General features: G+C 61.0%; 26 protein-coding genes. 20 read left to right on the top strand and 6 right to left on the bottom strand.

All coding sequences use genetic code 11. The features are described 5' to 3' along the window. The 9 genes from fabG (at window position 1) to ptsG (ending at window position 8,639) form a co-directional block, all read left to right on the top strand. Entirely contained in the window at window positions 1-735 is a 735-nt protein-coding gene (gene fabG, locus AC2CGQ_RS10290; RefSeq protein WP_004928729.1) for a 3-oxoacyl-ACP reductase FabG, read from the top strand. A 154-nt stretch (window positions 736-889) separates the two neighbouring features. Continuing rightward, a complete protein-coding gene (gene acpP, locus AC2CGQ_RS10285) occupies window positions 890-1,126 on the top strand; it encodes an acyl carrier protein (protein WP_004719003.1) in 237 nt (78 codons plus the stop codon). Window positions 1,127-1,208: 82 nt separating this feature from the next. Then, window positions 1,209-2,450, top strand: a complete 1,242-nt coding sequence (gene fabF / locus AC2CGQ_RS10280; RefSeq protein WP_015377452.1) for a beta-ketoacyl-ACP synthase II — start codon at window positions 1,209-1,211, stop codon at window positions 2,448-2,450. A gap of 144 nt (window positions 2,451-2,594) precedes the next feature. Continuing rightward, entirely contained in the window at window positions 2,595-3,392 is a 798-nt protein-coding gene (gene pabC, locus AC2CGQ_RS10275) for an aminodeoxychorismate lyase (protein WP_484593650.1), read from the top strand. 13 nt (window positions 3,393-3,405) lie between these two features. Then, window positions 3,406-4,431, top strand: a complete 1,026-nt coding sequence (gene mltG / locus AC2CGQ_RS10270; protein ID WP_082996849.1) for an endolytic transglycosylase MltG — start codon at window positions 3,406-3,408, stop codon at window positions 4,429-4,431. Next, window positions 4,421-5,059 (top strand): dTMP kinase, encoded by a 639-nt coding sequence (gene tmk, locus AC2CGQ_RS10265; protein ID WP_033633352.1) that lies wholly within the window; start codon window positions 4,421-4,423, stop codon window positions 5,057-5,059. Before mltG ends, tmk begins: the two co-directional genes overlap by 11 nt. Continuing rightward, window positions 5,059-6,066, top strand: coding sequence for a DNA polymerase III subunit delta' (gene holB / locus AC2CGQ_RS10260; RefSeq protein ID WP_484593649.1), 1,008 nt, complete (start codon window positions 5,059-5,061; stop codon window positions 6,064-6,066). Before tmk ends, holB begins: the two co-directional genes overlap by 1 nt. 19 nt (window positions 6,067-6,085) lie before the next feature. Further along, the gene (locus AC2CGQ_RS10255; protein ID WP_033633350.1) at window positions 6,086-6,862 is read left to right on the top strand and encodes a metal-dependent hydrolase; all 777 of its coding nucleotides are present in this window, start codon (window positions 6,086-6,088) and stop codon (window positions 6,860-6,862) included. A 343-nt stretch (window positions 6,863-7,205) separates the two neighbouring features. Beyond that, window positions 7,206-8,639 carry a PTS glucose transporter subunit IIBC gene (gene ptsG, locus AC2CGQ_RS10250; RefSeq protein ID WP_015377458.1) on the top strand — a complete coding sequence of 478 codons (1,434 nt, stop codon included), beginning with the start codon at window positions 7,206-7,208 and terminating at the stop codon, window positions 8,637-8,639. A gap of 56 nt (window positions 8,640-8,695) precedes the next feature. Here the strand turns inward: ptsG and AC2CGQ_RS10245 are convergent, their stop codons facing one another. Next, window positions 8,696-9,061 (bottom strand): DUF4180 domain-containing protein, encoded by a 366-nt coding sequence (locus tag AC2CGQ_RS10245; protein ID WP_484593648.1) that lies wholly within the window; start codon window positions 9,059-9,061, stop codon window positions 8,696-8,698. Between the two features lie 14 nt (window positions 9,062-9,075). Next, window positions 9,076-9,546 carry a manganese-binding transcriptional regulator MntR gene (mntR, locus tag AC2CGQ_RS10240; RefSeq protein ID WP_094143735.1) on the bottom strand — a complete coding sequence of 157 codons (471 nt, stop codon included), beginning with the start codon at window positions 9,544-9,546 and terminating at the stop codon, window positions 9,076-9,078. 230 nt (window positions 9,547-9,776) lie between these two features. On the opposite strand from mntR, the gene AC2CGQ_RS10235 reads away from it, so the two are divergent. Continuing rightward, window positions 9,777-11,081, top strand: a complete 1,305-nt coding sequence (locus AC2CGQ_RS10235) for an Nramp family divalent metal transporter (RefSeq protein ID WP_015377461.1) — start codon at window positions 9,777-9,779, stop codon at window positions 11,079-11,081. Window positions 11,082-11,118: 37 nt separating this feature from the next. On the opposite strand, the gene AC2CGQ_RS10230 is transcribed toward AC2CGQ_RS10235, so the two are convergent. Beyond that, on the bottom strand, window positions 11,119-11,868 hold the full coding sequence (locus tag AC2CGQ_RS10230) for an SDR family oxidoreductase (RefSeq protein WP_015377462.1): 750 nt from the start codon (window positions 11,866-11,868) through the stop codon (window positions 11,119-11,121). A 99-nt stretch (window positions 11,869-11,967) separates the two neighbouring features. On the opposite strand from AC2CGQ_RS10230, the gene AC2CGQ_RS10225 reads away from it, so the two are divergent. Then, a complete protein-coding gene (locus AC2CGQ_RS10225; RefSeq protein ID WP_075685547.1) occupies window positions 11,968-12,345 on the top strand; it encodes a winged helix-turn-helix transcriptional regulator in 378 nt (125 codons plus the stop codon). Here AC2CGQ_RS10225 and AC2CGQ_RS10220 read toward each other — a convergent pair. After that, the gene (locus AC2CGQ_RS10220; RefSeq protein ID WP_075685545.1) at window positions 12,342-13,247 is read right to left on the bottom strand and encodes a transporter substrate-binding domain-containing protein; all 906 of its coding nucleotides are present in this window, start codon (window positions 13,245-13,247) and stop codon (window positions 12,342-12,344) included. The two genes, AC2CGQ_RS10225 and AC2CGQ_RS10220, sit on opposite strands and share 4 nt — an antisense overlap. A gap of 221 nt (window positions 13,248-13,468) precedes the next feature. Between AC2CGQ_RS10220 and hinT the strand changes: the two genes are divergently transcribed. The 9 genes from hinT to AC2CGQ_RS10175 all read left to right on the top strand — a co-directional run bounded on the left by hinT (window position 13,469) and on the right by AC2CGQ_RS10175 (window position 20,637). Next, window positions 13,469-13,819, top strand: a complete 351-nt coding sequence (gene hinT / locus AC2CGQ_RS10215; RefSeq protein WP_004928776.1) for a purine nucleoside phosphoramidase — start codon at window positions 13,469-13,471, stop codon at window positions 13,817-13,819. A gap of 11 nt (window positions 13,820-13,830) precedes the next feature. Then, a complete protein-coding gene (locus AC2CGQ_RS10210) occupies window positions 13,831-14,220 on the top strand; it encodes a YcfL family putative periplasmic lipoprotein (protein ID WP_015377465.1) in 390 nt (129 codons plus the stop codon). A gap of 26 nt (window positions 14,221-14,246) precedes the next feature. Continuing rightward, the gene (lpoB, locus tag AC2CGQ_RS10205; protein ID WP_021504924.1) at window positions 14,247-14,837 is read left to right on the top strand and encodes a penicillin-binding protein activator LpoB; all 591 of its coding nucleotides are present in this window, start codon (window positions 14,247-14,249) and stop codon (window positions 14,835-14,837) included. Further along, on the top strand, window positions 14,818-15,684 hold the full coding sequence (thiK, locus tag AC2CGQ_RS10200) for a thiamine kinase (protein ID WP_015377466.1): 867 nt from the start codon (window positions 14,818-14,820) through the stop codon (window positions 15,682-15,684). Before lpoB ends, thiK begins: the two co-directional genes overlap by 20 nt. 37 nt (window positions 15,685-15,721) lie before the next feature. Continuing rightward, window positions 15,722-16,741 carry a beta-N-acetylhexosaminidase gene (gene nagZ / locus AC2CGQ_RS10195; RefSeq protein WP_021504926.1) on the top strand — a complete coding sequence of 340 codons (1,020 nt, stop codon included), beginning with the start codon at window positions 15,722-15,724 and terminating at the stop codon, window positions 16,739-16,741. Between the two features lie 79 nt (window positions 16,742-16,820). Further along, on the top strand, window positions 16,821-17,363 hold the full coding sequence (gene ycfP, locus AC2CGQ_RS10190) for an alpha/beta hydrolase YcfP (protein ID WP_015377468.1): 543 nt from the start codon (window positions 16,821-16,823) through the stop codon (window positions 17,361-17,363). Window positions 17,364-17,695: 332 nt separating this feature from the next. After that, entirely contained in the window at window positions 17,696-19,000 is a 1,305-nt protein-coding gene (locus tag AC2CGQ_RS10185) for an NAD(P)/FAD-dependent oxidoreductase (RefSeq protein ID WP_004928794.1), read from the top strand. Between the two features lie 356 nt (window positions 19,001-19,356). Continuing rightward, on the top strand, window positions 19,357-19,893 hold the full coding sequence (locus AC2CGQ_RS10180; RefSeq protein ID WP_004928798.1) for a glycine zipper 2TM domain-containing protein: 537 nt from the start codon (window positions 19,357-19,359) through the stop codon (window positions 19,891-19,893). Between the two features lie 264 nt (window positions 19,894-20,157). Beyond that, entirely contained in the window at window positions 20,158-20,637 is a 480-nt protein-coding gene (locus AC2CGQ_RS10175; RefSeq protein ID WP_015377469.1) for an RrF2 family transcriptional regulator, read from the top strand. Window positions 20,638-20,701: 64 nt separating this feature from the next. On the opposite strand, the gene sdeB is transcribed toward AC2CGQ_RS10175, so the two are convergent. Together sdeB and sdeA are read right to left on the bottom strand one after the other, a co-directional pair. Then, window positions 20,702-23,845: a multidrug efflux RND transporter permease subunit SdeB gene (sdeB, locus tag AC2CGQ_RS10170; protein ID WP_044031466.1), complete on the bottom strand. Its 3,144-nt coding sequence runs from the start codon at window positions 23,843-23,845 to the stop codon at window positions 20,702-20,704. Window positions 23,846-23,869: 24 nt separating this feature from the next. Then, entirely contained in the window at window positions 23,870-25,057 is a 1,188-nt protein-coding gene (sdeA, locus tag AC2CGQ_RS10165; protein WP_118892171.1) for a multidrug efflux RND transporter periplasmic adaptor subunit SdeA, read from the bottom strand. Window positions 25,058-25,164: the final 107 nt, after the last annotated feature.

Below are 25,164 nucleotides of genomic sequence, written 5' to 3'. Positions count from 1 at the left end.
ATGAGCTTCGAAGGTAAAATCGTTCTGGTCACCGGCGCGAGCCGCGGTATTGGCCGAGCCATTGCAGAAACGTTTGTAGCACGCGGCGCCAAAGTGATCGGCACCGCGACCAGTGAGAGTGGCGCTGAAGCGATCAGCGGCTACCTGGGCGCAAACGGCAAAGGGTTTATGTTGAACGTTGTTGATGCGCAATCTATCGACAGCGTGCTGGCATCGATTCGTGCCGAATTTGGCGAAATCGACATTTTAGTGAATAATGCCGGCATCACGCGTGATAACCTGCTGATGCGTATGAAGGATGATGAGTGGGAGGATATCCTCGACACCAACCTGACTTCCGTATTCCGCCTGTCAAAAGCGGTAATGCGCGCTATGATGAAAAAGCGGTTTGGCCGTATCATCACCATCGGTTCCGTTGTCGGTACCATGGGGAACGCAGGGCAGGCGAACTACGCGGCGGCTAAAGCCGGTCTGATTGGTTTTAGCAAATCTTTGGCACGTGAAGTTGCTTCTCGTGGCATTACGGTCAACGTCGTGGCACCTGGCTTTATTGAGACGGACATGACACGGGCGTTGACAGATGATCAACGCGCAGGCATTTTGTCATCAGTTCCAGCCAACCGGCTGGGCGATGCTAAAGAAATCGCCAGCGCTGTTGCATTTTTGGCCTCTGATGAGGCCGGCTATATCACCGGTGAAACGTTACATGTCAATGGCGGCATGTACATGATTTAAAAAATGCGAAAACCATTTGCGTTATTTGAGGCAAAAACCGCAAAATAGCGTAAAATCGTGGTTTGACCAGCCGGGATTTAGTTGCATCTTTTTCAGCATTTTATACACTACGAAAACCATCGCGAAAGCGAGTTTTGATAGGAAATTTAAGAGTATGAGCACTATCGAAGAACGCGTTAAGAAAATCATTGTTGAGCAACTGGGTGTTAAACAGGAAGAAGTTTTGAACAACGCTTCTTTCGTTGAAGATCTGGGCGCTGATTCTCTTGACACCGTTGAGCTGGTAATGGCACTGGAAGAAGAATTCGACACCGAGATTCCAGACGAAGAAGCTGAGAAGATCACTACTGTTCAGGCAGCTATTGATTTCATCAACGCTAGCCAGCAGTAAGAGAACATATCTAGGCGGTCGTTCGACCGCCTAAGTTTTTTCTATCCCTAGTGTCATATTTTTCCCTCCCTGGAGGACAAACGTGTCTAAGCGTCGAGTAGTTGTGACCGGACTGGGCATGTTGTCTCCTGTCGGCAATACGGTAGAGTCCACGTGGAACGCTCTTCTTGCCGGTCAGAGTGGCATCAGCCTGATCGACCATTTCGATACCACTGCCTATGCGACCAAGTTTGCTGGCCTGGTAAAGAATTTTAATTCTGAGGATTTCATCTCTCGCAAAGATGCGCGCAAGATGGACGCCTTTATCCAGTACGGTATCGCTGCCGGCATGCAAGCCATGCAGGATGCAGGTCTGGACATCACCGAGGCTAACGCCACCCGCATTGGAGCCGCGATCGGTTCCGGCATCGGCGGCCTGGGTTTGATCGAAGAAAACCACAGTTCACTGGTTAACGGTGGCCCACGGAAAATCAGTCCGTTCTTCGTGCCATCCACCATCGTGAATATGATTGCAGGCCACCTGACAATCATGTACGGCATGCGTGGTCCAAGCATCTCTATCGCCACCGCCTGTACTTCAGGTGTGCACAATATCGGCCATGCGGCGCGCATCATTGCCTACAATGATGCGGACGTGATGCTGGCCGGTGGGGCAGAGAAAGCCAGCACCCCATTGGGCGTCGGCGGCTTTGGCGCAGCGCGCGCCCTGTCCACCCGTAATGACAATCCGCAGGCGGCGAGCCGTCCGTGGGATAAAGACCGCGACGGCTTCGTGCTGGGCGACGGCGCCGGCATGATGGTGCTGGAAGAGTACGAACACGCGAAAAAACGCGGCGCGAAAATCTACGCCGAAGTGGTGGGCTTTGGGATGAGCAGCGATGCTTATCACATGACGTCACCACCGGAAAACGGCGCAGGCGCTGCGCTGGCGATGGAAAATGCCCTGCTTGACGCCGGTGTGACCCCGTCACAAATCGGCTACATCAATGCGCACGGCACCTCTACGCCGGCGGGTGACCAGGCGGAAGCGCAGGCGGTGAAATCCGTCTTCGGTGCCGACGCCCACCGCGTGCTGGTGAGCTCGACCAAATCGATGACTGGCCACCTGTTGGGTGCGGCAGGCGCGATCGAGTCCATCTTCACCGTGCTGGCGCTGCGCGATCAGGCGGTACCGCCAACCATCAACCTGGATAACCCGGATGAAGGTTGCGATCTGGACTTCGTGCCTCACGAAGCGCGCCAGGTCAGCGATATGGAGTACACCTTGTGTAACTCCTTCGGCTTCGGCGGCACCAACGGCTCGCTGATCTTCCGCCGAGTGTAACTCGCGCTGTCGAACGCTGATGAAAGCCCGGTTTTTTAACCGGGCTTTTTTACGCCTGGCGTCCGGCCGTCAGCAGGGCTGCGTATTGCCTCGCCGCCTGCTATTCTGCGAGCGTAATGAAATAACCCGGCAACAGGAGGAAGCATGTACTGGATTAACGGACAACGCCACGACGCGCTGGCGCCGAGCGATCGCGGCCTGCAGTTCGGCGATGGCTGTTTTACGACTGCCCGGGTTATCGACGGTAAAATCGAGCTTTTGCCCTGGCATCTGGAGCGGCTGAAGCAAGCGGCGCAGAGGCTGATGCTGCCCGCCACCGATTGGGCGGCTTTCGAGCGCGAGATGGCGCTGGCGGCCGAATCAATTCCGCTCGGCGTGGTCAAAGCGATACTGACGCGCGGCAGCGGTGGGCGGGGTTACAGCCCGACCGGGTGCGAGAACCCGACGCGCATTGTTGCCCGCAGCAGCTACCCTGCGCACTATTTGCAGTGGCGCGAGCAGGGCATTACGCTTGCGCTCAGCCCGGTGGCGCTGGCGCGCAATCCGCTGCTGGCGGGGTTGAAGCATTTGAACCGCCTGGAGCAGGTGCTGATCCGCGCGCATCTTGACCAGACGGGCGCCGACGAGGCGCTGGTGCTTGACACTGCCGGTATGCTGGTGGAATGCTGTGCGGCTAATTTGTTCTGGCGTAAGGGAAAAGCGGTATTTACCCCGGATCTGAACCAGGCGGGCGTCGCGGGCCTGATGCGGCGGCGAGTGATCGCGCTGCTGGCGGGCTCGGAATACCGTCTGCATTGCGTCAGTGAACCGCTGGAGACGCTGGCCGATGCCGACGAAGTTCTGGTGAGCAATGCACTGATGCCGTTGCTGCCGGTAAACGCTGCACAATCATGGCGTTATGCTTCGCGTCAGCTGTATGATTTTTTGCGTCCACACTGTTAACCATGGCTAATTGATGAAGAAAAGAAAGCTGAAGGTCCTGTCTGTTATTGTTGTTCTGGCATTGGCGCTGCTGTTTTGGGGCTATCAGAAGATCGAACGCTTTGCCGATACGCCGCTGGCCATCCAGCAAGAGACCATCTTCAAACTGCCGGCCGGCACTGGCCGGGTAGCGCTCGAAGGGTTACTGGTGCGCGACAAATTGGTGCACAATGGCCGCTGGTTCCAGTGGCTGCTGAAGCTGGAGCCGGAGCTGGCGGAATTTAAAGCCGGTACCTACCGGTTCACGCCGGGCATGACGGTGCGTCAGATGCTGAAACTGTTGGCCAGCGGCAAAGAGGCACAGTTCACCGCACGCTTTATCGAAGGCTCACGCCTGCGTGACTGGCAGCAGGTGTTGCAGCAGTCCAAATACCTGAAACACACCCTGGCGGGCAAGAGCGAAGCGGAGATCGCCGCTGCGCTCGGCATTCCTGCGGGCGAAACCCCGGAAGGGCATTTGTACCCGGATACCTATCAGTATACCGCCGGCATGAGCGACATCGCGCTGCTCAAACGCGCGCACGTGCGCATGAACAAAGCGCTGCAGGCCGCCTGGGCCGGCCGCGACGCCAGCCTGCCGTACAAAACGCCGGAGGAGCTGCTGACCATGGCTTCGATCGTCGAGAAAGAGACCGCGGTGCCGGAAGAGCGCAGCAAGGTGGCGTCGGTGTTCGTCAACCGCTTGCGCATCGGCATGCGTCTGCAGACCGATCCGACGGTGATCTACGGCATGGGCGAAAGCTATAATGGCAACATCACGCGCAAGGATCTGGAGACGCCGACGCCTTACAACACCTATGTGATCGCCGGCCTGCCGCCAACGCCGATCGCCATGCCGGGTGAGGCCTCGTTGCAGGCGGCCGCCAATCCGGCCAAAACGCCATATCTCTATTTTGTCGCCGACGGCAAGGGTGGGCATACCTTCACCACCAATCTGGCGAGCCATAACCAGGCGGTGCGCGTGTACCGTCAGGCGTTAAAGGAAAAGAATGAAAAGTAAATTCGTTGTTATCGAAGGGCTGGAAGGCGCGGGCAAGACCACCGCGCGCGATACGGTGGTCAATGTGTTGCGCGAACACGGCGTCAGCGACATCGTCTTCACCCGTGAACCCGGCGGCACGCCGCTGGCGGAGAAACTGCGCGATCTGTTCAAGCGCGGCATCGACGGCGAATTGCCGACCATCAAGGCCGAAGTATTGATGCTGTACGCCGCGCGCGTGCAGCTGGTGGAAACCGTGATTAAACCGGCTCTGGCGCGCGGCGCCTGGGTGGTGGGCGATCGCCACGATCTCTCTTCACAGGCTTACCAGGGCGGTGGCCGTGGCGTAGATCCGCAGCTGATGGCCTCGCTGCGCGACACCGTGCTGGGGGATTTCCGCCCGGATCTGACGGTTTATCTCGATCTGCCGCCGCTGGTCGGCCTGCAACGCGCACAGGCGCGCGGCCAGCTGGATCGCATTGAACAGGAGGCGCTGCCGTTCTTCGAACGCACCCGCGCGCGCTATCTCGAGCTGGCGGCGCAGGATGAAACCATCGTCACCGTTAACGCTGCCCAGCCGCTGGAGCAGGTGACGGCGGCGATCCGCGACTGCGTCGGCCACTGGTTGCGGCAGCAGGAAGGCGCATAATGAACTGGTATCCGTGGCTGAATGGCCCTTATCGCCAGCTGATTGGGCAGTACGCCGAGGGGCGCGGCCATCATGCGCTGCTGCTGCACGCGGCGCCGGGCAACGGTGACGATGCGCTGACCTATGGCCTGAGCCGTTGGTTGATCTGTCAGCAGCGCAACGGTGAAAAAAGCTGCGGCGAGTGTCACAGCTGTCGGCTGATGCTGGCGGGCAACCACCCGGATTATCACGTGCTGGCGCCGGAAAAGGGCAAGAGCAGCCTGGGCATCGAACCGATCCGCCAGGTGATTGAAACGCTGTATGCCCACGCGCAGCAGGGCGGCGCCAAGGTGATTTGGCTGCCGCAGGCGGAACAGCTGACCGAGGCGGCGGCCAACGCGCTGCTTAAAACGCTGGAAGAGCCGCCGGAGAAAACCTATTTCCTGCTGGGTTGCCGTGAGCCGTCGCGGCTGATGGCGACGCTGCGCAGCCGCTGCCTGTACTGGCATTTGGTCAGCCCGGAGGAGCAGCTCAGCCTGCAGTGGCTGGGCCGACAGGCGGCCGGCTCTCCGACGGACCGCCTCACGGCGCTGCGCCTGCACGACGGCGCGCCGCTGGCCGCCGAACAGCTGTTGCAGCCGCAGCAGTGGCAGCAGCGCAGCGCGCTGTGCGCCGCGTTGAGCGCCGCGCTGCCGCAGCGCGATATGCTGTCGCTGCTGCCGGTGCTGAACCATGAAGATGTCGCTGAGCGCCTGCACTGGCTGTGCGCGCTGCTGGTGGACGCCATGAAGTGGCAGCAAGGCGCGCATCACTATGTATTGAATCAGGATCAGCAACCGCTGGTGCATCAGCTGGCCAGCCTGCTGAGCAGCGCCTCGCTGCAGCAGATCGTGCAGCAGTGGCTGAACTGCCGTCACCAGCTGCTCAGCGTGGTGGGCGTTAACCGCGAGCTGCTGCTGACCGAACAGTTACTTCGCTGGGAACAGATGCTCGGCGCCGCCGGCTATTCCCACCCTCACTCGCTGTAAAGTTAAAGAGTTAAAAATTATGTTGTTAGTCGATTCTCATTGCCACCTTGACAGTCTGGATTATCAGACGCTGCACCAGAATGTGGACGACGCGCTGGCCAAGGCCAAAGCGCGCGACGTCGGCTATGTGCTGGCGGTCGCCACCACGTTGCCGGGCTACCGTTCCATGACCGAACTGATCGGCGAGCGTAACGACGTGGCCTTCTCGTGCGGGGTGCATCCGCTCAATCTGGAAGAGGGCTATGATTACGCCGAGCTGCGTCGCCTGGCGGCGGCGGAGCAGGTGGTGGCGCTGGGGGAGACCGGGCTCGATTACTTCTACCAGAAGGATAACCTTGAGCTGCAACAGGACTCTTTCCGCGAGCATATCCGTATCGGCCGGGATCTGAACAAGCCGGTGATCGTCCACACCCGCGACGCGCGCGCGGACACGCTGGCGATCCTGCGTGAAGAGAATGCACAGGACTGCGGCGGCGTGCTGCACTGCTTCACCGAAGATCTGGCCACGGCCGAAGCCTTGCTGGATCTGGGCTTCTACATCTCTTTCTCCGGCATCGTGACCTTCCGCAATGCTGAACAGCTGCGCGAAGTGGCACGTTACGTGCCGCTGGATCGCATTCTGGTGGAAACCGACTCGCCTTACCTGGCGCCGGTGCCGCATCGCGGCAAAGAAAACCAACCCGCCTATGTGCGCGATGTGGCTGAATACATGGCGGTATTGAAGGGCGTTAGCCTGGAACAGCTGGCCGAAGCCACCACCGCCAACTTTTCACGCTTATTTCACCTCGATCTGTGATCTTTGACCTAGGCTATAGCTGTAGGTCATTGTCTGCGTAATTTTTTTTAAGCTCGTAATTAATCACTGAAACGGGTAAGGTTCCCTCCCGTTTCAAGGTGGTTGGTGCGCGTTTTTTGCTCTGTTTTGTCAAAAAAACGCCGGTTTATGCAAAGTTGCCGCGGCTCGATCATCGAAACGTGATTGTCATCAAACATTGCGCAGGCTATTTATTTTACTCTGCGTAATAAATTCAAGGGGTGCTCAGACACCCTGAATTGCAGGGGTTTTTCTCCCCCCCTTGCAGCGCGACGTATCGCGACAAGAAGTAGCAAAGCATTATTACTCAGGAGCACACTCAACTATGTTCAAGAACGCATTTGCAAACCTGCAAAAAGTAGGTAAATCGCTCATGCTGCCGGTGTCCGTGTTGCCTATCGCAGGTATCCTGCTGGGCGTCGGCTCCGCCAACTTTAGCTGGCTACCTGCGGTAGTCTCCCACGTGATGGCGGAAGCGGGCGGTTCGGTCTTCGCCAACATGCCGCTGATTTTCGCCATCGGCGTCGCCTTGGGCTTCACCAACAACGACGGCGTTTCCGCGCTGGCGGCGGTGGTGGCCTACGGCATCATGGTGAAAACCATGGCGGTGGTTGCGCCGCTGGTGCTGCACCTGCCGGCTGAAGAGATTGCGGCCAAACACCTAGCGGATACCGGCGTGCTCGGGGGGATTATCTCCGGCGCCATCGCGGCCTATATGTTCAACCGCTTCTTCCGCATTCAACTGCCGGAATACCTGGGCTTCTTTGCCGGTAAGCGTTTCGTGCCGATCATTTCCGGTCTGGCGGCGATCGTTCTGGGCGTAGTGCTGTCCTTCATCTGGCCGCCGATCGGTACGGCTATCCAGACCTTCTCGCAATGGGCGGCTTACCAGAACCCGGTTGTAGCCTTCGGCATTTACGGCGTGGTTGAGCGTGCTCTGGTGCCGTTCGGTCTGCACCACATCTGGAACGTACCGTTCCAAATGCAGATTGGTGAATTCACCAACGCGGCGGGTCAGGTGTTCCACGGCGACATCCCTCGCTATATGGCGGGTGACCCAACCGCGGGCAAACTGTCCGGCGGCTTCCTGTTCAAAATGTACGGTCTGCCTGCTGCGGCCATCGCCATCTGGCACTCGGCCAAGCCGGAAAACCGCGCTAAAGTCGGCGGCATCATGATCTCCGCCGCGCTGACCTCGTTCCTGACCGGTATCACCGAGCCGATCGAGTTCTCCTTCATGTTCGTCGCGCCGATCCTGTACGTGATCCACGCTATCCTGGCCGGTCTGGCGTTCCCAATCTGCATTCTGTTGGGCATGCGTGACGGCACCAGCTTCTCGCACGGCCTGATCGACTTTATCGTACTGAGCGGCAACAGCAGCAAAATCTGGCTGTTCCCAATCGTCGGCATCGTCTACGGTCTGGTGTACTACACCATCTTCCGCGTGCTGATCGCCAAGCTGGATCTGAAAACGCCGGGCCGTGAAGACACCGCTGCCGAGCAGTCTGCGCAGGGCGGTTCCGAAATGTCCGCGGCGCTGGTTCAGGCCTTCGGCGGCAAAGAAAACATCACTAACCTGGATGCTTGCATCACCCGTCTGCGCGTCAGCGTGGCCGACGTGTCCAAAGTTGACCAGGCGGGCCTGAAGAAACTGGGCGCAGCCGGCGTAGTCGTCGCTGGCTCCGGCGTGCAGGCCATCTTCGGCACCAAGTCCGACAACCTGAAAACCGATATGGACGAATACATCCGTAATCACTGATTCAGGCAGGGGAGTTACCAAGGGAGGCGAAAGCCTCCCTTTTTTATTGCCTGTCGTCAGGCGCCAAGGCGCTGATTTAGTTCAGCGAGAGAAGGGAGGAACCAGACCTGTTCGCCGCGATTGGCTTCGCGCACAAAGTCTTGCAGCGCGTTGCTTTGCGCTAACCAAGGGGTGATATCGCCCAGCAGGGCCACACGCAGGCGGTAGTTGATGAATTTCTGCAATACGGCGCCGGCCATGCCGCTCCTCAGCTGGAAAAAGGTGGCGTCCAGGCGGCTGACAGGGAGGACGATCATCCCGGCCTCGTGTTCAAAGGCGGGCGCGATAAACAGGCTGACGTCATTTTCATCTTTCAGCATCGGCCCGGCTTCGGCGAAAACCACCAGGCGCAGATCATGAATTTGCTGCACGGCGTAGCTCATCGGCGCTCCGGGGCTCAGGGTTTGGCGTGCTTTTGCAGGTAATGCTCGAACACCGCCAGCGTTTCGTCCGAGATATGGTGTTCAATCCCTTCGCTGTCCAGCTCGGCGGTTTCGCTCGGCACCCCGAGGCACATCAGCAGATCGACCACGATGCGGTGGCGGCGGCGCACCTTCTGCGCCAGCTGCTCGCCTTCCTCGGTTAAAAACACCCCGCGATAAGGGCGCGATTCCACCAGCCCAGCGCTTTTTAGCCGCGCGATATTTTTGATCGCCGTCGGGTGAGACACGCCGAAACGGCGCGCGATATCGGTGGTTCTGGCTTCGCGGGTGCTTTGCAGCAAATCGGCGATCAGCTCAACGTAATCTTCGATCAGCGCATTGGACTGCGCTTCGCGGGCGCGGCTAAAACGCAGGGCGTGCTCGGCCTCGTCCGGCATATCGGTCAGGGCGGGGCGTTCGGCGTTATCTGGCGCGCGGGTAACCATAGCGTGGGGCGTCCTGTAAGCATAAAAATGGCGTCTCCCGGCAATGCGGGGAGGGTTGCCCTAAGTTAGTCCAAATAGCACACATTATCAATTCGATGCCACGCATTGTGGTAGTTAGAAATATCTCTACACAAAGCCAATGAATTTCGCCTGTTGCATAAAGTGTAGCCGATGCTACATTGTCAGCATGACCGGTGGAAAAATAACCAGCAAAAGATTAAGGGCAATTCATGCGTGACGCGGCAACCCCCTCATCGTTAACCGAACGGACCAACATCGCGATTGGCGCCGCCCTTGCCGGACGCAAGCGCGGTGCCTTCACGCCGTTGCTGTTCGCCGGCCCGGCGGTGATTGCCTCTATCGCCTATATGGATCCCGGTAATTTCGCCACCAACATTCAGGCCGGGGCGAAATACGGCTACAGCCTGCTGTGGGTGGTGGTGATGGCCAACCTGATCGCCATGCTGTTTCAGGCGCTGTCGGCCAAACTGGGCATCGTCACCAACCGCAATCTGGCGGAAATGTGCCGTGACCAGTTTTCACGGCCGGTGGTGATCGGCATGTGGCTGCTCAGCGAAGTGGCGGCGATGGCCACCGATCTGGCGGAGTTTCTCGGCGGGGCGATCGCGCTGGCGCTGCTGTTCCACATGCCGCTGCTGGCGGGGATGGGGGTGACGGCGGTGATCACTTATGCGCTGTTGATGGTGGAAAAGAAAGGTTTCCGCCCGGTCGAGCTGATGATTGGCGGCCTGGTGGGCATCATCGCGCTGTGCTACCTGGTGGAGATGTTCATCGTGCCGGTGGACTGGCAGGCGGCCGGCCTCGGCATGGTGACGCCGCAGTTGCCGGATGCCCAGGCGCTGACCATCGCCGTCGGCATTATCGGCGCCACCGTGATGCCGCACGCCATTTTCCTGCACTCGGGATTGACTCAGCACCGCAGCCCCGCCAGCGACAACGGCGAGCGGCGCAAGCTGCTGCGTTTTTCCAATATTGAAGTGGTGATCGCGCTGGCGCTTGCCGGGCTGGTGAATATTGCGATGGTGATCATGGCCTCGAGCGCCTTCCACGCCGGTAACAGCGACGTGGCCGAAATCGGCACCGCCTACCATACGCTGACGCCACTGTTCGGCGCGGCGGCGGCCGGCATCTTCCTGGCTTCGCTGATCGCCTCCGGCATTTCCAGTTCGGTGGTGGGTACCATGGCCGGGCAAATGATCATGCAGGGCTTCGTCGGCTTCCGCATTCCGGTGTGGGTGCGCCGCCTGGTGACCATGGTGCCGGCGTTTATCGTGGTGGCGATGGGCGTCAACGCCACCGACGCGCTGGTCTACAGCCAGGTGGTGCTGAGCCTGGCGCTGCCGGCGCCGATGATCGCGCTGGTGATGTTCACCCGCCGCCGCGACATCATGGGCGAGTTCGCCAACGGCCGCTGGACCAGTCTGGCGGCGGTGGTCGGCACGGTGGTGATCGTGCTGCTCAACGTGGTGTTGCTGCTGCAGACCTTTGGCGTCGACATCCCTGGATTGGGGTGATCTTGCGGGCCGCGCGGGGCGCGGCCGCGTCGCTAAATTATAAATTCCCCACGCCGCCGTCCATCTGCAGCTCCGCGCCGACCATAAATGCCGACTCGTCCGCCGCCAGAAACACCGCCGCTTTGGCCAGCTCCAGCGCGCTGCCCATGCGGCCGATCGGCACCAGCGCGCGGATATCGTCGCGTAAGGCCCGCTCGTCCGCTTCCGCCAACCCCAGTTTACCCAATGCCGGGGTTTCGGTCGGGCCGGGGCTGAGGCCGTTGACGCGAATGCCGCGCGCGTGCAGCTCGCCGGAGAGCGTTCTGGCCAGCGATAACAAACCGGCTTTGCTGGCGGCGTAGGCGCTGCTCTGCGGCAGGCCGATATGGGCGCTGACCGAACCGCACAGGATCACCGAAGAAGGGTTGGCCAGCAGCGGCAGCAGCGCCTGGATCAGAAAGAACGGCCCCTTCAGGTTGATGTCCATCAGCCGCTGATAGCTTTGCTCATCCCACTCCTGCAGCGGGCGGTGCGTGACGTCGCCGGCGTTGATGTACAGCACGTCCAGCCGCGGCCACCGCTGCTCCAACTGCTGCGCCAGCGCGCGCTGCTGTGGGATGTCGCCGGCGTCGCTCAGCAGCAACAGCGCCTTGTCCGCCAATGCCTGGCCCGCCGCGTCCAGGGCGCGTTGGCTGCGGCCGGTGATCGCAACCAAAGCGCCCTCGGCGATGAACTGGCGAGCGGTTTCCAGCCCGATGCCGCTGGTGCCGCCGGTAATCAATGCGTATTTGCCTTGCAGTCGTGACATAACCGATTCCTCTTTAGCGTCTGTTACGGCATTATTTGCGCTATAGTTCCTTTTGCATAGTAGGCACCTTTTGGATACTAAAGGACGAGGAGGGATGAAATGACGACGCAAGCGCCCTTAGAGGCAGAAAATAATTTGGCGGCGTTGCCGACGGCGGGCGAACCCTGCCCGATGGTGGACTTCGTCAATCTGGTGTCGGGCAAATGGGCGATACCGATCTTGTACCGGCTGATCATGATCGACGGCCCGGTGCGATTCAGCGAGCTGCAGCGGGCGGTGGCGCCCATTGCGCAGAAGGAGCTGACGCGCCAGCTGCGGCTGTTCGAACAGCGCGGCCTGGTGACGCGGCAGGTGTTTCCCGAAGTGCCGCCGCGGGTGGAGTATCAGGTCACCGCGCTGGGCAAATCGCTGCGGCCAACGCTGGACTCGCTGGCCGAGTGGATGCGTCGGCATGCGCCGCAGCTGATCGGCGGCTAGTCGCCGATGCCCGGCGGGTTGATGGTGGAACGCTCGACCTTTTCGTCGCCTTCGCCCCAGCGTTCCAGCACCTGCGCATATTCGCCGCTGACGATCGCGCCATTGATCGCGGCGTTGATGGCGTTCACCAGCCCGTTGCCTTTTTTGGTGGTGACCGCGACATAGGCCACGTTGGGGCCGATGCCGACCATTTTGGTTTTGCCGGTCAGCGCCGCCTTGTAGGCGCCGGTGGAGTGGGGGCCGAAGAACGCATCGGCGCGCCCGGACTGAATGCTGAGGTTGGTGGCGGCGTCGTCGGTCACGTAGATCGGTTGTACCGGCGGCAGCCCGGCGGCGCGATTTTGCTTATCCCATCCCAGCAGAATGTTTTCCTGATTGGTGCCGGATCCGACGATGATCCGCAGACCGGCGACGTCCTGCGGCCGGTTGATCGCGGTGATGTGGCTGGTGGATTTGACGTAAAAGCCCAGCGTGTCCACTCGGTAAGTGGCGAAGTCGAATTTGGTTTTGCGCTGTTTGGTGACGGCGATGTTGAAGATCGCCGCGTCGTATTTGCCGGCGCTGATGCCCAATGGCCAATCCTCCCAGGAGGTGGGCACTAGGTTCAACTCTAGCCCGAGGCTGTCGGCCACCAGGCGGGCGATGTCCGGATCGCTGCCGATCAGCGTTTTATTGTCTTCGGCGAACAGCGCCAGCGGCGGGGAGTTTTCGAACGCCACCGCCACCGTCAGCTTGCCTGGCACCGCGAAGTGAAAGTTCGCCGGGATCAGCGCGATAGCGGCGGGATTCTTCTCTGCGTGTATCGGCTGTCGGTTAGCCTGCAGGTCGATACCGCCCGTCGTGGCCGCCTGCACGGCGGCGCTCAGCAACAGCGCGCACAGCGCCGAAATTCTCGGTAACATAACGCCCTCTATCCTTTGTTAATCATGGAGTTACTATTGGCGGCGGCGCGGGGCAAGTAAAGCAACAATAGTGAATAACCAAAGTGAAAAGATGCACAAGCGGGGGGCCGGGCTGCGCGAATCTGCAGCACTCGACGTGGAAAGTGCGCAATCAGGTTGAAAGCAGTAGAATTTGTCACTCATACTGCGTACAGCTAATTGTGTAAAACAAGGAACGCCAGATGGCCGAAGAAACGATTTTCAGTAAAATTATCCGCCGCGAAATCCCTGCTGATGTGGTTTACCAGGATGAACTGGTGACCGCTTTCCGTGACATCTCCCCCCAGGCGCCCACCCATGTGCTGATCGTTCCCAACGTGCTGATCCCAACCGTCAACGACGTGACCGTGGAGCACGAAGCCGCGCTGGGCCGCATGATCACCGCTGCGGCGAAAATCGCCGAACAGGAAGGCATCGCCGAGGACGGCTACCGCCTGATCGTCAACTGCAACCGCCACGCCGGTCAGGAGGTCTATCATATTCATATGCACCTGGTCGGTGGCCGCTCGCTGGGGCCGCTGCTGTCACGTTAAGCGAGGAAATCATGCGCGGTAAAAAAACTCTGCGTGGTCTGATGGCGTTGGCGCTGCCCGCCGCGTTGTTGATGGGATGCAGCTCACCGCCCGGCATCGCTGTCAACCAAGGGCAGACGGTGGTGATGGATCCCTCGGTGCTGACCGCCGGTATTCTGGCCGATACGCCCTCGATTTCGAACGCTTCCGGGCGGGTGATGGCAACCTCGGTGCTCAATAACAGTCAGCCGACGCCGGTCACCGTACATTACCGTTTCTATTGGTACGACGCGCAGGGGCTGGATATTCGCCCCTTCGAGAAACCGCGTGAGATCGTGGTGGCACCCGACTCGGACGCCAAAATCTACTCGATTAACGGCAATCTGGACGCTAAAAGCGCGCGTCTGTATCTGTACCTGTAAGCGCTTGCCAGGTTTGGAGAAAAAGCATGAAAAAGTACGTCTTAGTGGCGCTGGCCGCATTAACCCTGAGCGGCTGTCTGTCGCGCCCGCCTGAGCCGGAACAACCGTTGCCGCCGGTCACCGTCGAGCCGGATCAGCCGACGCCGCCGGTGGAGCAGCCGCAGCCGCCAACTACCGAGCCGGTGCCGCAGCCGCCGAAAATCCAGCAGCTCGACTGGCTGGGCAGCGTTCAGCCGCTGGTGGGGCAGATGTTGAAGGCCGATGGCGTCACGGCCGGCAGCGTGCTGCTGCTGGACAGCGTCAAGAACAACACCAACGGCTCGCTGCAGATGGGCAAAGCCACCGCGGCACTGTATAAGGCGTTGGCGTCGAACTCCACTTTCAGCGTGGTGCCGGAAGCGAAGCTGACCAGCGCCAGACAAACGCTGGGCCTGTCGGCGGATGACAGCTTCGGCTCGCGCAGTAAGGCGATTGGCCTGGCGCGCATCGTCGGCGCGCAGTACGTGCTGTACAGCGATGTCAGCGGCGACGTGAAGTCACCGGCGCTGGATATGCAGCTGATGCTGGTGCAAACCGGCGAGATCGTCTGGTCGGGCAATGGCGCCGTTAAACGCTGAGGCCGCGCTGCGACGATTGATGGAAACCAGACTGCCGGCGGTGAATACCGCCGGTTGTCATTTCAGCCCGGTGCAGGGGCTGACCGGCGAGAGCTGGCGCATCGACGGCTCGGGCGTCACGCTGCTGGCGCGGCAACATAGCGCGGAGAAACGCGCGCTGGGCGTGAGCAGGCGGCGGGAGGCGCAGGTCCTGCGTCGCTGTGCGCCGGGGCTGGGGCCACGGGTTTTCGCACAGAATAATCAGTGGCTTATCCTCGAATGGCTTGAAGGTGACGTCGTCACAAATTCCGAATTTGACGCGCTGAATCAGCGCGGCGAGCTGGCGGCGATGGTGGCGACGCTGCATCGGCGGCCGCTCAGCGGTTACCGGCTGGATCTGCGGCGGCAATTCCTCCGCTACTGGCAGCAGTTGGATACGCGGCGTTTAACCCCCGCCTGGCTGCGCCTGCAGCGTCATTTTTTACGCAGCGCCTTGCCACGGCCGCTGCGCCTGGCGCCGCTGCACATGGATATCCATCCGGGCAATCTGCTCACCACCGGCGAAGAGCTGCGGCTGATCGACTGGGAGTATGCCGCCGACGGCGACATAGCGCTGGATATCGCCGCGCTGTTTCGCAGCAACGGCTGGTCGGCCGAACAGCAGCAGCGCTTTTTGCAGCACTACGCGCATCAGGGCTATCGCGACGTCGCCCGGTTGCAGGCGCAGGTGCGCCGTTGGCTGCCGTGGGTGGATTATCTGATGCTGCTGTGGTTTGAAGTGCGCTGGCAGCAGAGCGGCGACGTTGAATTTTTGCGCTGGGGCGCTGCGGTGCGCCGGCGATTCTGTTTATCATCATCTGAATTCTGAACGAACAAAATGAAGTGAGGTGCCCGTGGGCCCAGTAATGCTAGATGTCGCCGGCTACGAGCTGGATGCAGAAGAACGCGAGATTTTGAAACACCCGCTGGTTGGCGGATTGATCCTGTTTACCCGTAACTTCCACGATGCGGAGCAACTGCGTGAGCTGGTGCGCCAGATCCGCGCCGCCTCGCACGATCGGCTGGTGGTGGCGGTAGACCAAGAGGGCGGGCGCGTGCAGCGCTTCCGCGAGGGTTTCACCCGTTTGCCGGCGGCGCAGTCGTTCGCCGCGTTGCACGATGCGCAGGAAGGCGGCCGTCTGGCGCAGGAGGCCGGCTGGCTGATGGCGGCGGAGATGATCGCGCAGGATATCGACATCAGCTTCGCGCCGGTGCTGGACATCGGCCACGGCAGCGCGGCGATCGGCGAGCGTTCGTTCCACAGCGATCCGCCGCAGGCGCTGGCGATGGCGGAGCGCTTCATCCTCGGCATGCACAGCGCCGGCATGAAAACCACCGGCAAACACTTCCCGGGGCACGGCGCCGTCAGCGCCGATTCGCACAAGGAAACCCCGCGCGATCCGCGGCCGCTGGCGCAGATCCGCGAGCACGACATGGCGATCTTCCGCGAGCTGATCAACCGCCAACTGCTGGACGCCGTCATGCCGGCCCACGTCATCTATACTGAAGCGGACCCGCGTCCGGCCAGCGGCTCGCCTTACTGGCTGCAGCAGATCCTGCGTCAGGAGCTGGGCTTCGACGGCGTGATCTTCTCCGACGATCTGTCGATGGAAGGCGCCGCCATCATGGGGAGCTACGCCGAGCGCGGCCAGGCGGCGCTGGATGCCGGATGCGACATGATTCTGGTGTGCAACAACCGCGCCGGTGCGGTCAGCGTGTTGGATAACCTGTCCCCGGTCAAAGCAGAGAAGGTGAAGCGGTTATATCATCGCGGTCAGTTCACCCGTCAGGAACTGCGTGACTCCGAGCGCTGGCAGCAGGCGCACAAGGCGCTCAGCGCGTTGAGCGAGCGTTGGGAGGAGCACAAGCAGCGTTCGCAAGGGTGAATCCAGGTGCCGCATCGCGGCGCAGAGCGGAAATGATGAGGGCCGCGCCCGCGGCCCTTGGCTTGTTGCGAGGATCCACATGATTATCTATTTGCACGGCTTCGATTCCACCAGTCCCGGCAATCATGAAAAGGTATTACAGCTGCAGTTTATCGATCCGGACGTGCGCTTTATCAGCTACAGCACGCTGCATCCGCGTCACGACATGCAGCATCTGTTGAAAGAGGTGGACAAGGCGGTGCAGCAGGGCGGCGATGCGCACCCGTTGATCTGCGGGGTTGGCCTCGGCGGCTTCTGGGCGGAGCGCATCGGCTTCCTGTGCGGCATTCGCCAGGCGATGTTCAATCCCAACCTGTACCCGGAAGAGCACATGCACGGCAAGATAGACCGGCCGGAAGAGTATCGCGATATCGCCACCAAGTGCGTGGAGGATTTCCGCGAGAAAAACCGCGATCGCTGTCTGGTGGTGCTGTCGCGCCACGACGAGGTGCTGGATAACCGGCGCAGCGCCGAATTGCTGCATCACTACTACGAGATCGTGTGGGATGAACAGCAGACGCACAAGTTCAAAAACATCTCTCCGCATCTGCAGCGGCTCAAGGCGTTCAAGGCGCTGGGTTAACAGTTTCATAACGCTGCCGCGAGCCGCGCGCCCCGTTTTTCACCGGCGGAAAGTGCGGCTTTTTTGTACGTCAAAGCAAGATTCTGTGTGGCAATCGGCAAAATTTAAAACTGTGACTCAGCGCTAACTATTTGAATCACAATCCCCAAAAAATCCCCGCGTCCAGCCTTTAACCAAAAAAATTTGATGTACGTCAATTTTGGTATGACCAAATAACCTCACATGCTATTCTGGCTGCAGAGAGCCGATTTATTTTAAGCGAACCCTATGTATTCTAAGGATATTATTTATTTACCCTGGGATAACAAATGGTTCACATTTAGGGGGTTATTTTGACAACGCCAAAGAAGAAAATCGTTATTGTTGGCGGCGGCGCCGGTGGTTTGGAGCTGGCGACCAGCCTGGGCCATAAACTTGGCCGCAAGAACAAAGCCGAGATCACGTTGGTGGATCGCAACCACAGCCATTTGTGGAAACCGCTGTTGCACGAAGTGGCGACCGGTTCCCTCGATGACGGCGTAGATGCGCTCAGCTACCTGGCGCACGCGCGCAATCACCATTTCAGCTTCCAGCTGGGGTCGTTGACCAACATCAACCGTGAGACGCAAACGCTGCAGCTGGCGCAGATCTGCGACGAGCAGGGCGGCGAGCTGGTGCCGGCGCGCGAATTGCCGTACGACATTCTGGTGATGGCGTTGGGCAGCACCTCGAACGATTTCGGTACGCCAGGCGTGAAAGAGCACTGCATCTTCCTGGATAACCCCCATCAGGCACGTCGTTTCCACAACGAAATGCTCAACCTGTTCCTGAAGTTCTCGGCGCAGCCGGGGCAAAAAGAGCGGGTCAACATCGCTATCGTCGGCGGCGGCGCCACCGGCGTTGAACTGTCCGCCGAACTGCACAACGCGGTGAAGCAGTTGCACAGCTACGGTTTCGAAGGCCTGGACAACAGCGCGCTCAACGTGACGCTGGTGGAAGCCGGCGAGCGCATCCTGCCGGCGCTGCCGCCGCGTATTTCCGCCGCTGCGCATCAGGAGCTGATCAAACTGGGCGTGCGCGTGCTGACCAACACCATGGTGACCAGCGCGGACGCCAAGGGGCTGAACACCAAGGGCGGCGAATTCATCGACGCCGATCTGATGGTGTGGGCGGCCGGCATCAAGGCGCCGGACTTTATGAAGGACATCGGCGGCCTGGAAACCAACCGCATCAACCAGCTGGTGGTGGAGCCGACGCTGCAGACCACGCGCGATCCGAACATCTTCGCCATCGGCGACTGCGCTTCCTGTCCGAAAGAGGGCGGCGGTTTCGTGCCGCCGCGCGCCCAGTCGGCGCACCAGATGGCCTCACGCTGCGCCACCAATATTCTGGCGCTGATGAACGGCCAGACGCTGAAGCCTTACGTGTACAAAGACCACGGTTCGCTGGTGTCGCTGTCGCGCTTCAGCACCGTCGGCAGCCTGATGGGCAACCTGATGCGCGGTTCGATGATGGTGGAAGGGCGCATCGCGCGCTTCGTCTACATCTCGCTGTACCGCATGCATCAGGTCGCGTTGCATGGCTACATCAAAACCGGCCTGATGATGCTGGTGGGCGGCATTAACCGGGTGATCCGTCCGCGCCTGAAGATGCACTGATCCCGCCTTTGTCGACCAACCCGCGCCGGTTCGCCCGCGCGGGTTTTTTTATGGCGGCGCGAGCCGATCGGCGGCGGTTGCTTGATTCTTCTGCATAAGCCGTCGTTGGCATGGGTAAAATTCTTAAGATTCCTCCTAAACAACAGGAAAACGGCCGTTTTCCCGCATTTTTGGTCCCCTTGTCTTATTGCGGGCCTTCAGATCATTGTGCAGACTTTACCTCGTTTACAGACGGCGCGTCGCGCACGCCGTAAACCGGGATACCGCCAGCCGCCCATGCGCAAAATAATAAGCGCGGTGCCAGCCGGTAACAGACCCCGGAAAAAATGCGTGGTAACACTTTCAGGAGGTTTCCTGTGAACAAGTCAATGTTAGCCGGTGTTGGAATTGGTATCGCTGCCGCTCTGGGGATTGCCGCGGTAGCCAGCCTGGACGTCTTTTCTGCCGGTCCGCAATATGCGCAGGTGCTCGCCGCCACACCGATTAAAGAAACCATCAAAACGCCGCGTCAGGAATGCCGCAACGTCACCGTCACGCACCGTGCACCGGTGCAGGATGAAAACCGCATCGCCGGTTCTGTGCTGGGCGCAGTGGCGGGCGGCGTGATCGGCCACCAATTCGGCGGCGGTCGCGGGCGCGACGTGGCGACCGTGGTCGGCGCGCTGGGCGGCGGCTACGCCGGCAACCAGGTGCAAGGGGCGATGCAGAACAACGACGTCACCACCAGCGTTCAGCAGCGTTGCAAAACGGTCTACGACAAGTCCCAGAAAATGTTGGGCTATGACGTGACCTACAAGATCGGCAATCAGCAGGGCAAGATCCGCATGGATCACGATCCGGGCACGCAAATCCCGTTGGATAAAAACGGCCAGCTGGTGCTGAACAGAGCCTGATCGCCACATTCGAATTAAACCCGCGGGCAGTGTTAGTTCTGATCGTTTAACCCGGTTAAGCGAGCGGCGTTAACATTGACGCGGGTTTCTGTTTTCTGCCTGCCCAAAAGTTTGCGATCGTTCTAATGTCTGCGTGCGATATCGCTGGGCGAAACTTCAAAAAAGCCCCTGCGTTTGTTATATTATTGTGCAATTAAGCGGTGTTATCGGCGCCAATCGCCACACCGGCCAAACCCGAGTATTTCGTCTCGCAGAGATAACGACATGTTAGATTTTCGCTTTCCGACAGCGTTGCAAATGGTCCTTAGCGTCGCCGTAGCTGAGAAGCAGGGCATGCGTTCGACGAGCGCCACCCTCGCCGCCGCTCTGGAAGCCAACCCCAGCTTTATCCGCAAACTGATGGTGCCGCTGACCAAAGACGGCATCATCGTTTCCACCTTGGGCCGAAACGGCTCTATCCACCTCGGCCGCCCGGCGGAAGAGATCACCCTGCGGGACATCTATCTGGCGGTGATCGACGACAAGCGCATCTGGGCTTCCCGCCCTGAAGTGCCGGCTCGTTGCCTGGTGAGCGCCAACGCCTGCTGGTATTTCAAATCGGTGGTGAACGAGGCCGAGCAGGCTTCGCTCGCGGTGCTGGCGCGCCACACCGTGGCCGACTCGCTGGCCGAGCTGGAGCGGGGCGACAAGCGCGCCTGCGCGGAATACGCCGCCGAGCAAGAGGCTGAAGCCGCCGGTAAATAATGCCGGATGGAGCGCATAAAAAAGGTCGGGCATTGCCCGACCTTTTTGCATTTCAGGATGATGATTACGCCGTCTGCGGCTGCGCTTTGCGCGCCACCAGGCGCCGCAAGGTGACGTAGAACACCGGCGTCAGGAACAGCCCGAACAGGGTGACACCCAGCATGCCGGAGAACACCGTGATGCCGGTGACGCCGCGCACTTCGGCGCCGGCGCCATGGCCAAGGATCAGCGGGATGGTGCCGGCGATGAAGGCGATGGAGGTCATCACGATCGGCCGCAGCCGCAGGCGGCAGGCCTCCAGCGCCGCTTCGACGATGCCTTTGCCCTGCATTTCCAGTTCGCGGGCGAACTCGACGATCAGAATGGCGTTCTTGCAGGCCAGCCCCATCAGAACGACCAGCCCGACCTGCACGAACACGTTGTTGTCGCCGCCGGTCAGCCACACGCCGAACAGCGCCGACAGCATGGTCATCGGCACGATCAGGATCACCGCCAGCGGCAGCGTCCAGCTTTCATACAGCGCCGCCAGCGCGAGGAACGCCAGCAGCACCGCGACCGGGAATACCACCAGCGCGGCGTTGCCCTGGGTCGATTGCTGGTAGCTCAGATCGGTCCACTGGATGTTCATGCCGTTCGGCAACAGCTTGCCGGCCATTTGCGTCAGCGCGCTCATCGCCTGGGTAGAGGAGAGGACGCGCGGATCGGCGTCGCCGATCAGGTCCGCCGCCGGGAAACCGTTGTAGCGGATCACCGGATCCGGGCCGTAGGTGGTGCCGATGCTGACCATACTGCCGATCGGCACCATTTCGCCTTTGTCGTTGCGGGTACGCAGGTTGGCGATGTCTTCCACGCTGTCGCGGAACTGGCCGTCGGCCTGCGCCATCACCTTCCAGGTGCGGCCGTAACGGTTAAAGTCGTTGATGTAAGACGAACCGAGGTAGGTCTGCAGCGTGCTGAACAGCGCATTGAGCGGCACCCCCTGGGCCTTGGCCTTGTCGCGATCGATTTTGGCGTCCAGCTGCGGCACGTTGGCCTGATAAGAGGAGATCGGGAAACCCATGCCCGGCGTTTGCATAATGGCGCCGGACATCGTGTTGATCGCGGTCTGCAGCGCGCCGTAACCCAGCCCGGCGCGATCCTGCACGTACAGTGAATAGCCGGAGCCCTGGCCGATGCCGAGGATCGGCGGCGGCATGATCGAGAAGGCGAAGCCTTCCTGGATCTGTGAAATGCGCGCGTTGATCTCGGCGTTGATCTGCGCCGCGGTGCGGGTACGGGTGCTCAATGACTCCAGCGCGAAGAACACCGTGCCGGTATTCGGCGTATTGGTGAACTGCAGCGCGTTCAGGCCGGGGAAGGCCACCGCATCGGTGACGCCGTCCACGCTCAGGCCGATGGCGCTCATCTTGCGGATCACCGCATCGGTGCGCTCCAGCGAGGCGCCTTCCGGCATCTTCACGCCGCCGATCAGGTATAGCTTGTCCTGCGTCGGGATAAAGCCGCCGGGCACGGTCTTGAACATCACGCCGGCGGCGGCCAGCAGCAGCAGGTAGACGACGAACACCGCGCCGCGTCGGCCAAGCACGCGGGATACCCCGTGCTGATAACGCTGCGAGCCGCTGGCGAAGAAGCGGTTGAACGGCCGGAACAGCCAGCCGAACAGCCGGTCGATCAGGCGCGACGGCAGGTCTTTCGGCGCGCCGTGCGGTTTCAGCAAGCGCGCCGCCAGCGCCGGCGACAGGGTCAGCGAGTTGATGGCGGAGATCACCGTCGAGATGGCGATGGTGACGGCGAACTGCTTGTAGAACTGGCCGGTGACGCCGGAAAGGAACGCCATCGGCACGAACACCGCACACAGCACCACGGCGATGGCGATGATCGGGCCGGAGACCTCGCGCATCGCCTGGTGCGCCGCCGCCAGCGGCGACAGCCCCTCTTCGATGTTGCGCTCGACGTTCTCCACCACCACGATGGCGTCATCCACCACGATGCCGATCGCCAGCACCAGCCCGAACAGGCTGAGGGTGTTGAGCGAGAAGCCGAGCAGATACAGCGCGGCGAAGGTGCCGACCACGGAGATCGGCACCGCCAGCAGCGGAATGATCGAGGCGCGCCAGGTCTGCAGGAACAGAATGACCACCAGCACCACCAGGATCACCGCTTCCAGCAGGGTATCTACCACCGCGCGGATCGAGTCGCGCACGAATACCGTCGGGTCGTATGGCGACTTCCAGCTCATGCCGTCCGGGAAGCGGGTCGCCAGCTCGGCCATCTTGCCGCGCACCGCGTCCGACAGCTCGATGGCGTTGGCGCCCGGCGACTGGAAGATGCCGATGCCGACCGCATCCTTGTTATTGAGCTGGGCGCGCAGCGCGTAGCTGCCGGAGCCCATTTCGATGCGCGCCACGTCGCGCAGCCGCACGATCTCGCCGTTATCACCGCTCTTGAGAATGATGTTGCCGAACTCTTCTTCGGTTTGCAGGCGCCCCTGGGCGTTGATCGACAGTAGATAGTCGCTGCGCGTCGGCATCGGCTCCGCGCCAAGCTGGCCGGCGGAAACCTGCACGTTCTGCTCCTGCATGGCGCTCACCACGTCGGAGGCGGTCAGCCCGCGCGCGGCGACCTTGTTCGGATCGAGCCAGATGCGCATCGCATATTCGCCGGCGCCGAAGATCTGCACCTGGCCGACGCCCGGCAGGCGGGCCAGCTCATCCTTGACCTTCAGGGTGGCGTAGTTGCGCAGGTACAGCGAGTCGTACTTGCCGGAAGGCGATACCAGATGCACCACCAGCGTCAGCGCCGGAGACTGTTTCTGGGTGGTGATGCCCTGGCGGCGCACGTCTTCCGGCAGGCGCGCTTCGGCCTGCGCCACGCGGTTTTGCACCTGCACCTGCGCCTGATCGGGATCGGTGCCCGGGCGGAAGGTGACGGTGGTCACCAGCACGCCGTCGGAACCGGCGACCGATTTCATGTACATCATGTTTTCGACGCCGTTGATCGCTTCCTCCAGCGGCGTGGCCACCGTTTCAGCGATCTCTTTCGGGTTGGCGCCCGGGTATTCTGCACGCACCTGCACGCTGGGCGGCACCACGTCCGGGTACTCGCTGATCGGCAGCAGCGGGATGGCTATCACCCCGGCGACAAAAATCAGTATCGACAGCACCGCGGCGAAGATCGGCCGGTCGATGAAAAAGCGGGAAAAGTCCATGGGTCAGAAGTCTCTGCTGGGAGCTTAGTTAAGCGTGGAGGCGATAGGATTCATGGCGACGGCTTTCGCGTCGACCGGCATGCCCGGCATAAACACTTTCTGCATGCCGTCGACGATCACCCGATCGCCGTTTGCCAACCCTTTCTGCACGATGCGCAATCCTTCGGCCATGCGGCCCACGTCAATGTCGCGGCGCTGCGCCTTGCCGTCTTTATCGACGATGTAAACGAACTTGCGGTTCTGGTCGGTCATCACCGCTTTGTCGTCGATCAGCATGGCGTTGAACTCGGCGCTGCCGGGCATCTGTACCCGGGCGAACAGCCCCGGCGTGAAGCGGCGATCGCGGTTGTCGAGCAGGGCGCGCATGCGGATGGTGCCGGTCCCGGCGTTCAGTTGGTTATCGGTGAAGTCCACCAGCCCCTGATGCGGAGTGCCGTCTTCGCCTACCAGGCCGACTTTCACCGGCAGGCGGGCATCGTGCCGGCCTTGCTGCTGATAGCGCAGGAAGGTGGCTTCATCCACGTCGAAATAGACGTAGACCTTGTCGAGCGACACCAGCGTCGTCAGCACGCTGGCGCTGTCGCCGGCGGTGACCAGGTTGCCGGCGGTGATCATCGCGCGGCTGGCGCGCCCGTCAATCGGCGCGGTAACGCGGGTAAAGTCGAGATTCAGCTGCGCCATATCGAGCTGGGCCTGCGCCGCCAGCACGTTGCTTTGCGCCTGCGCGGCGGACGACCGGCGCTGCTCCCACACTTCCTGAGAGATGGCCTGAGTGCCGATCAGTTTCTCGGTGCGCGAGGATTCGCTGCGCGCCAGGGCGGCCTGGTTGCGCGCCCGCACCAGCTCTGCCTGCGCCTGTTCGCGCGCGGCGCGGTAGGTGCGATCGTCGATGGTGAACAGCACCTGGCCTTTTTTCACCTCGTCGCCTTCGGTGTAGTTGACCCGCTCGATGTAACCGGAGACCCGTGGGCGCAGTTGCACGCTCTGCACCGCCTCGACCCGGCCGTTGAAGGCATCCCACTGGCTGATCGGCTTGACCACTACGCTGGCGGCGCTGACCACCGGCGGCGGCGGTGGGGCATTGTGCGCGACGCTGTTGTCGCACCCGGCGAGCAGGGCGGCCAGCAGCGCCACCCCGGAGAGCCGCTGACCCAGAGCGACGGTGCGCGTGCGGCCGCCGGCGTTGAACGATGAGTTTGGTTGATTTGCCATTATTTTTATTCCGATAAGTAAGCGCGGTCAGGCCCCACACCCGGCCCTGTTCTCCGGGATTCGCCCCCGCACCGGCGAGCGGTGAGGGGGCGGCTGCGCCGTGCAGC

The organism is Serratia sp. DFXYC6, assembly GCF_057196085.1.
The sequence above is the reverse complement of the archived record's forward strand: the minus strand, read 5'-3'. Positions and strand labels throughout refer to the sequence as shown.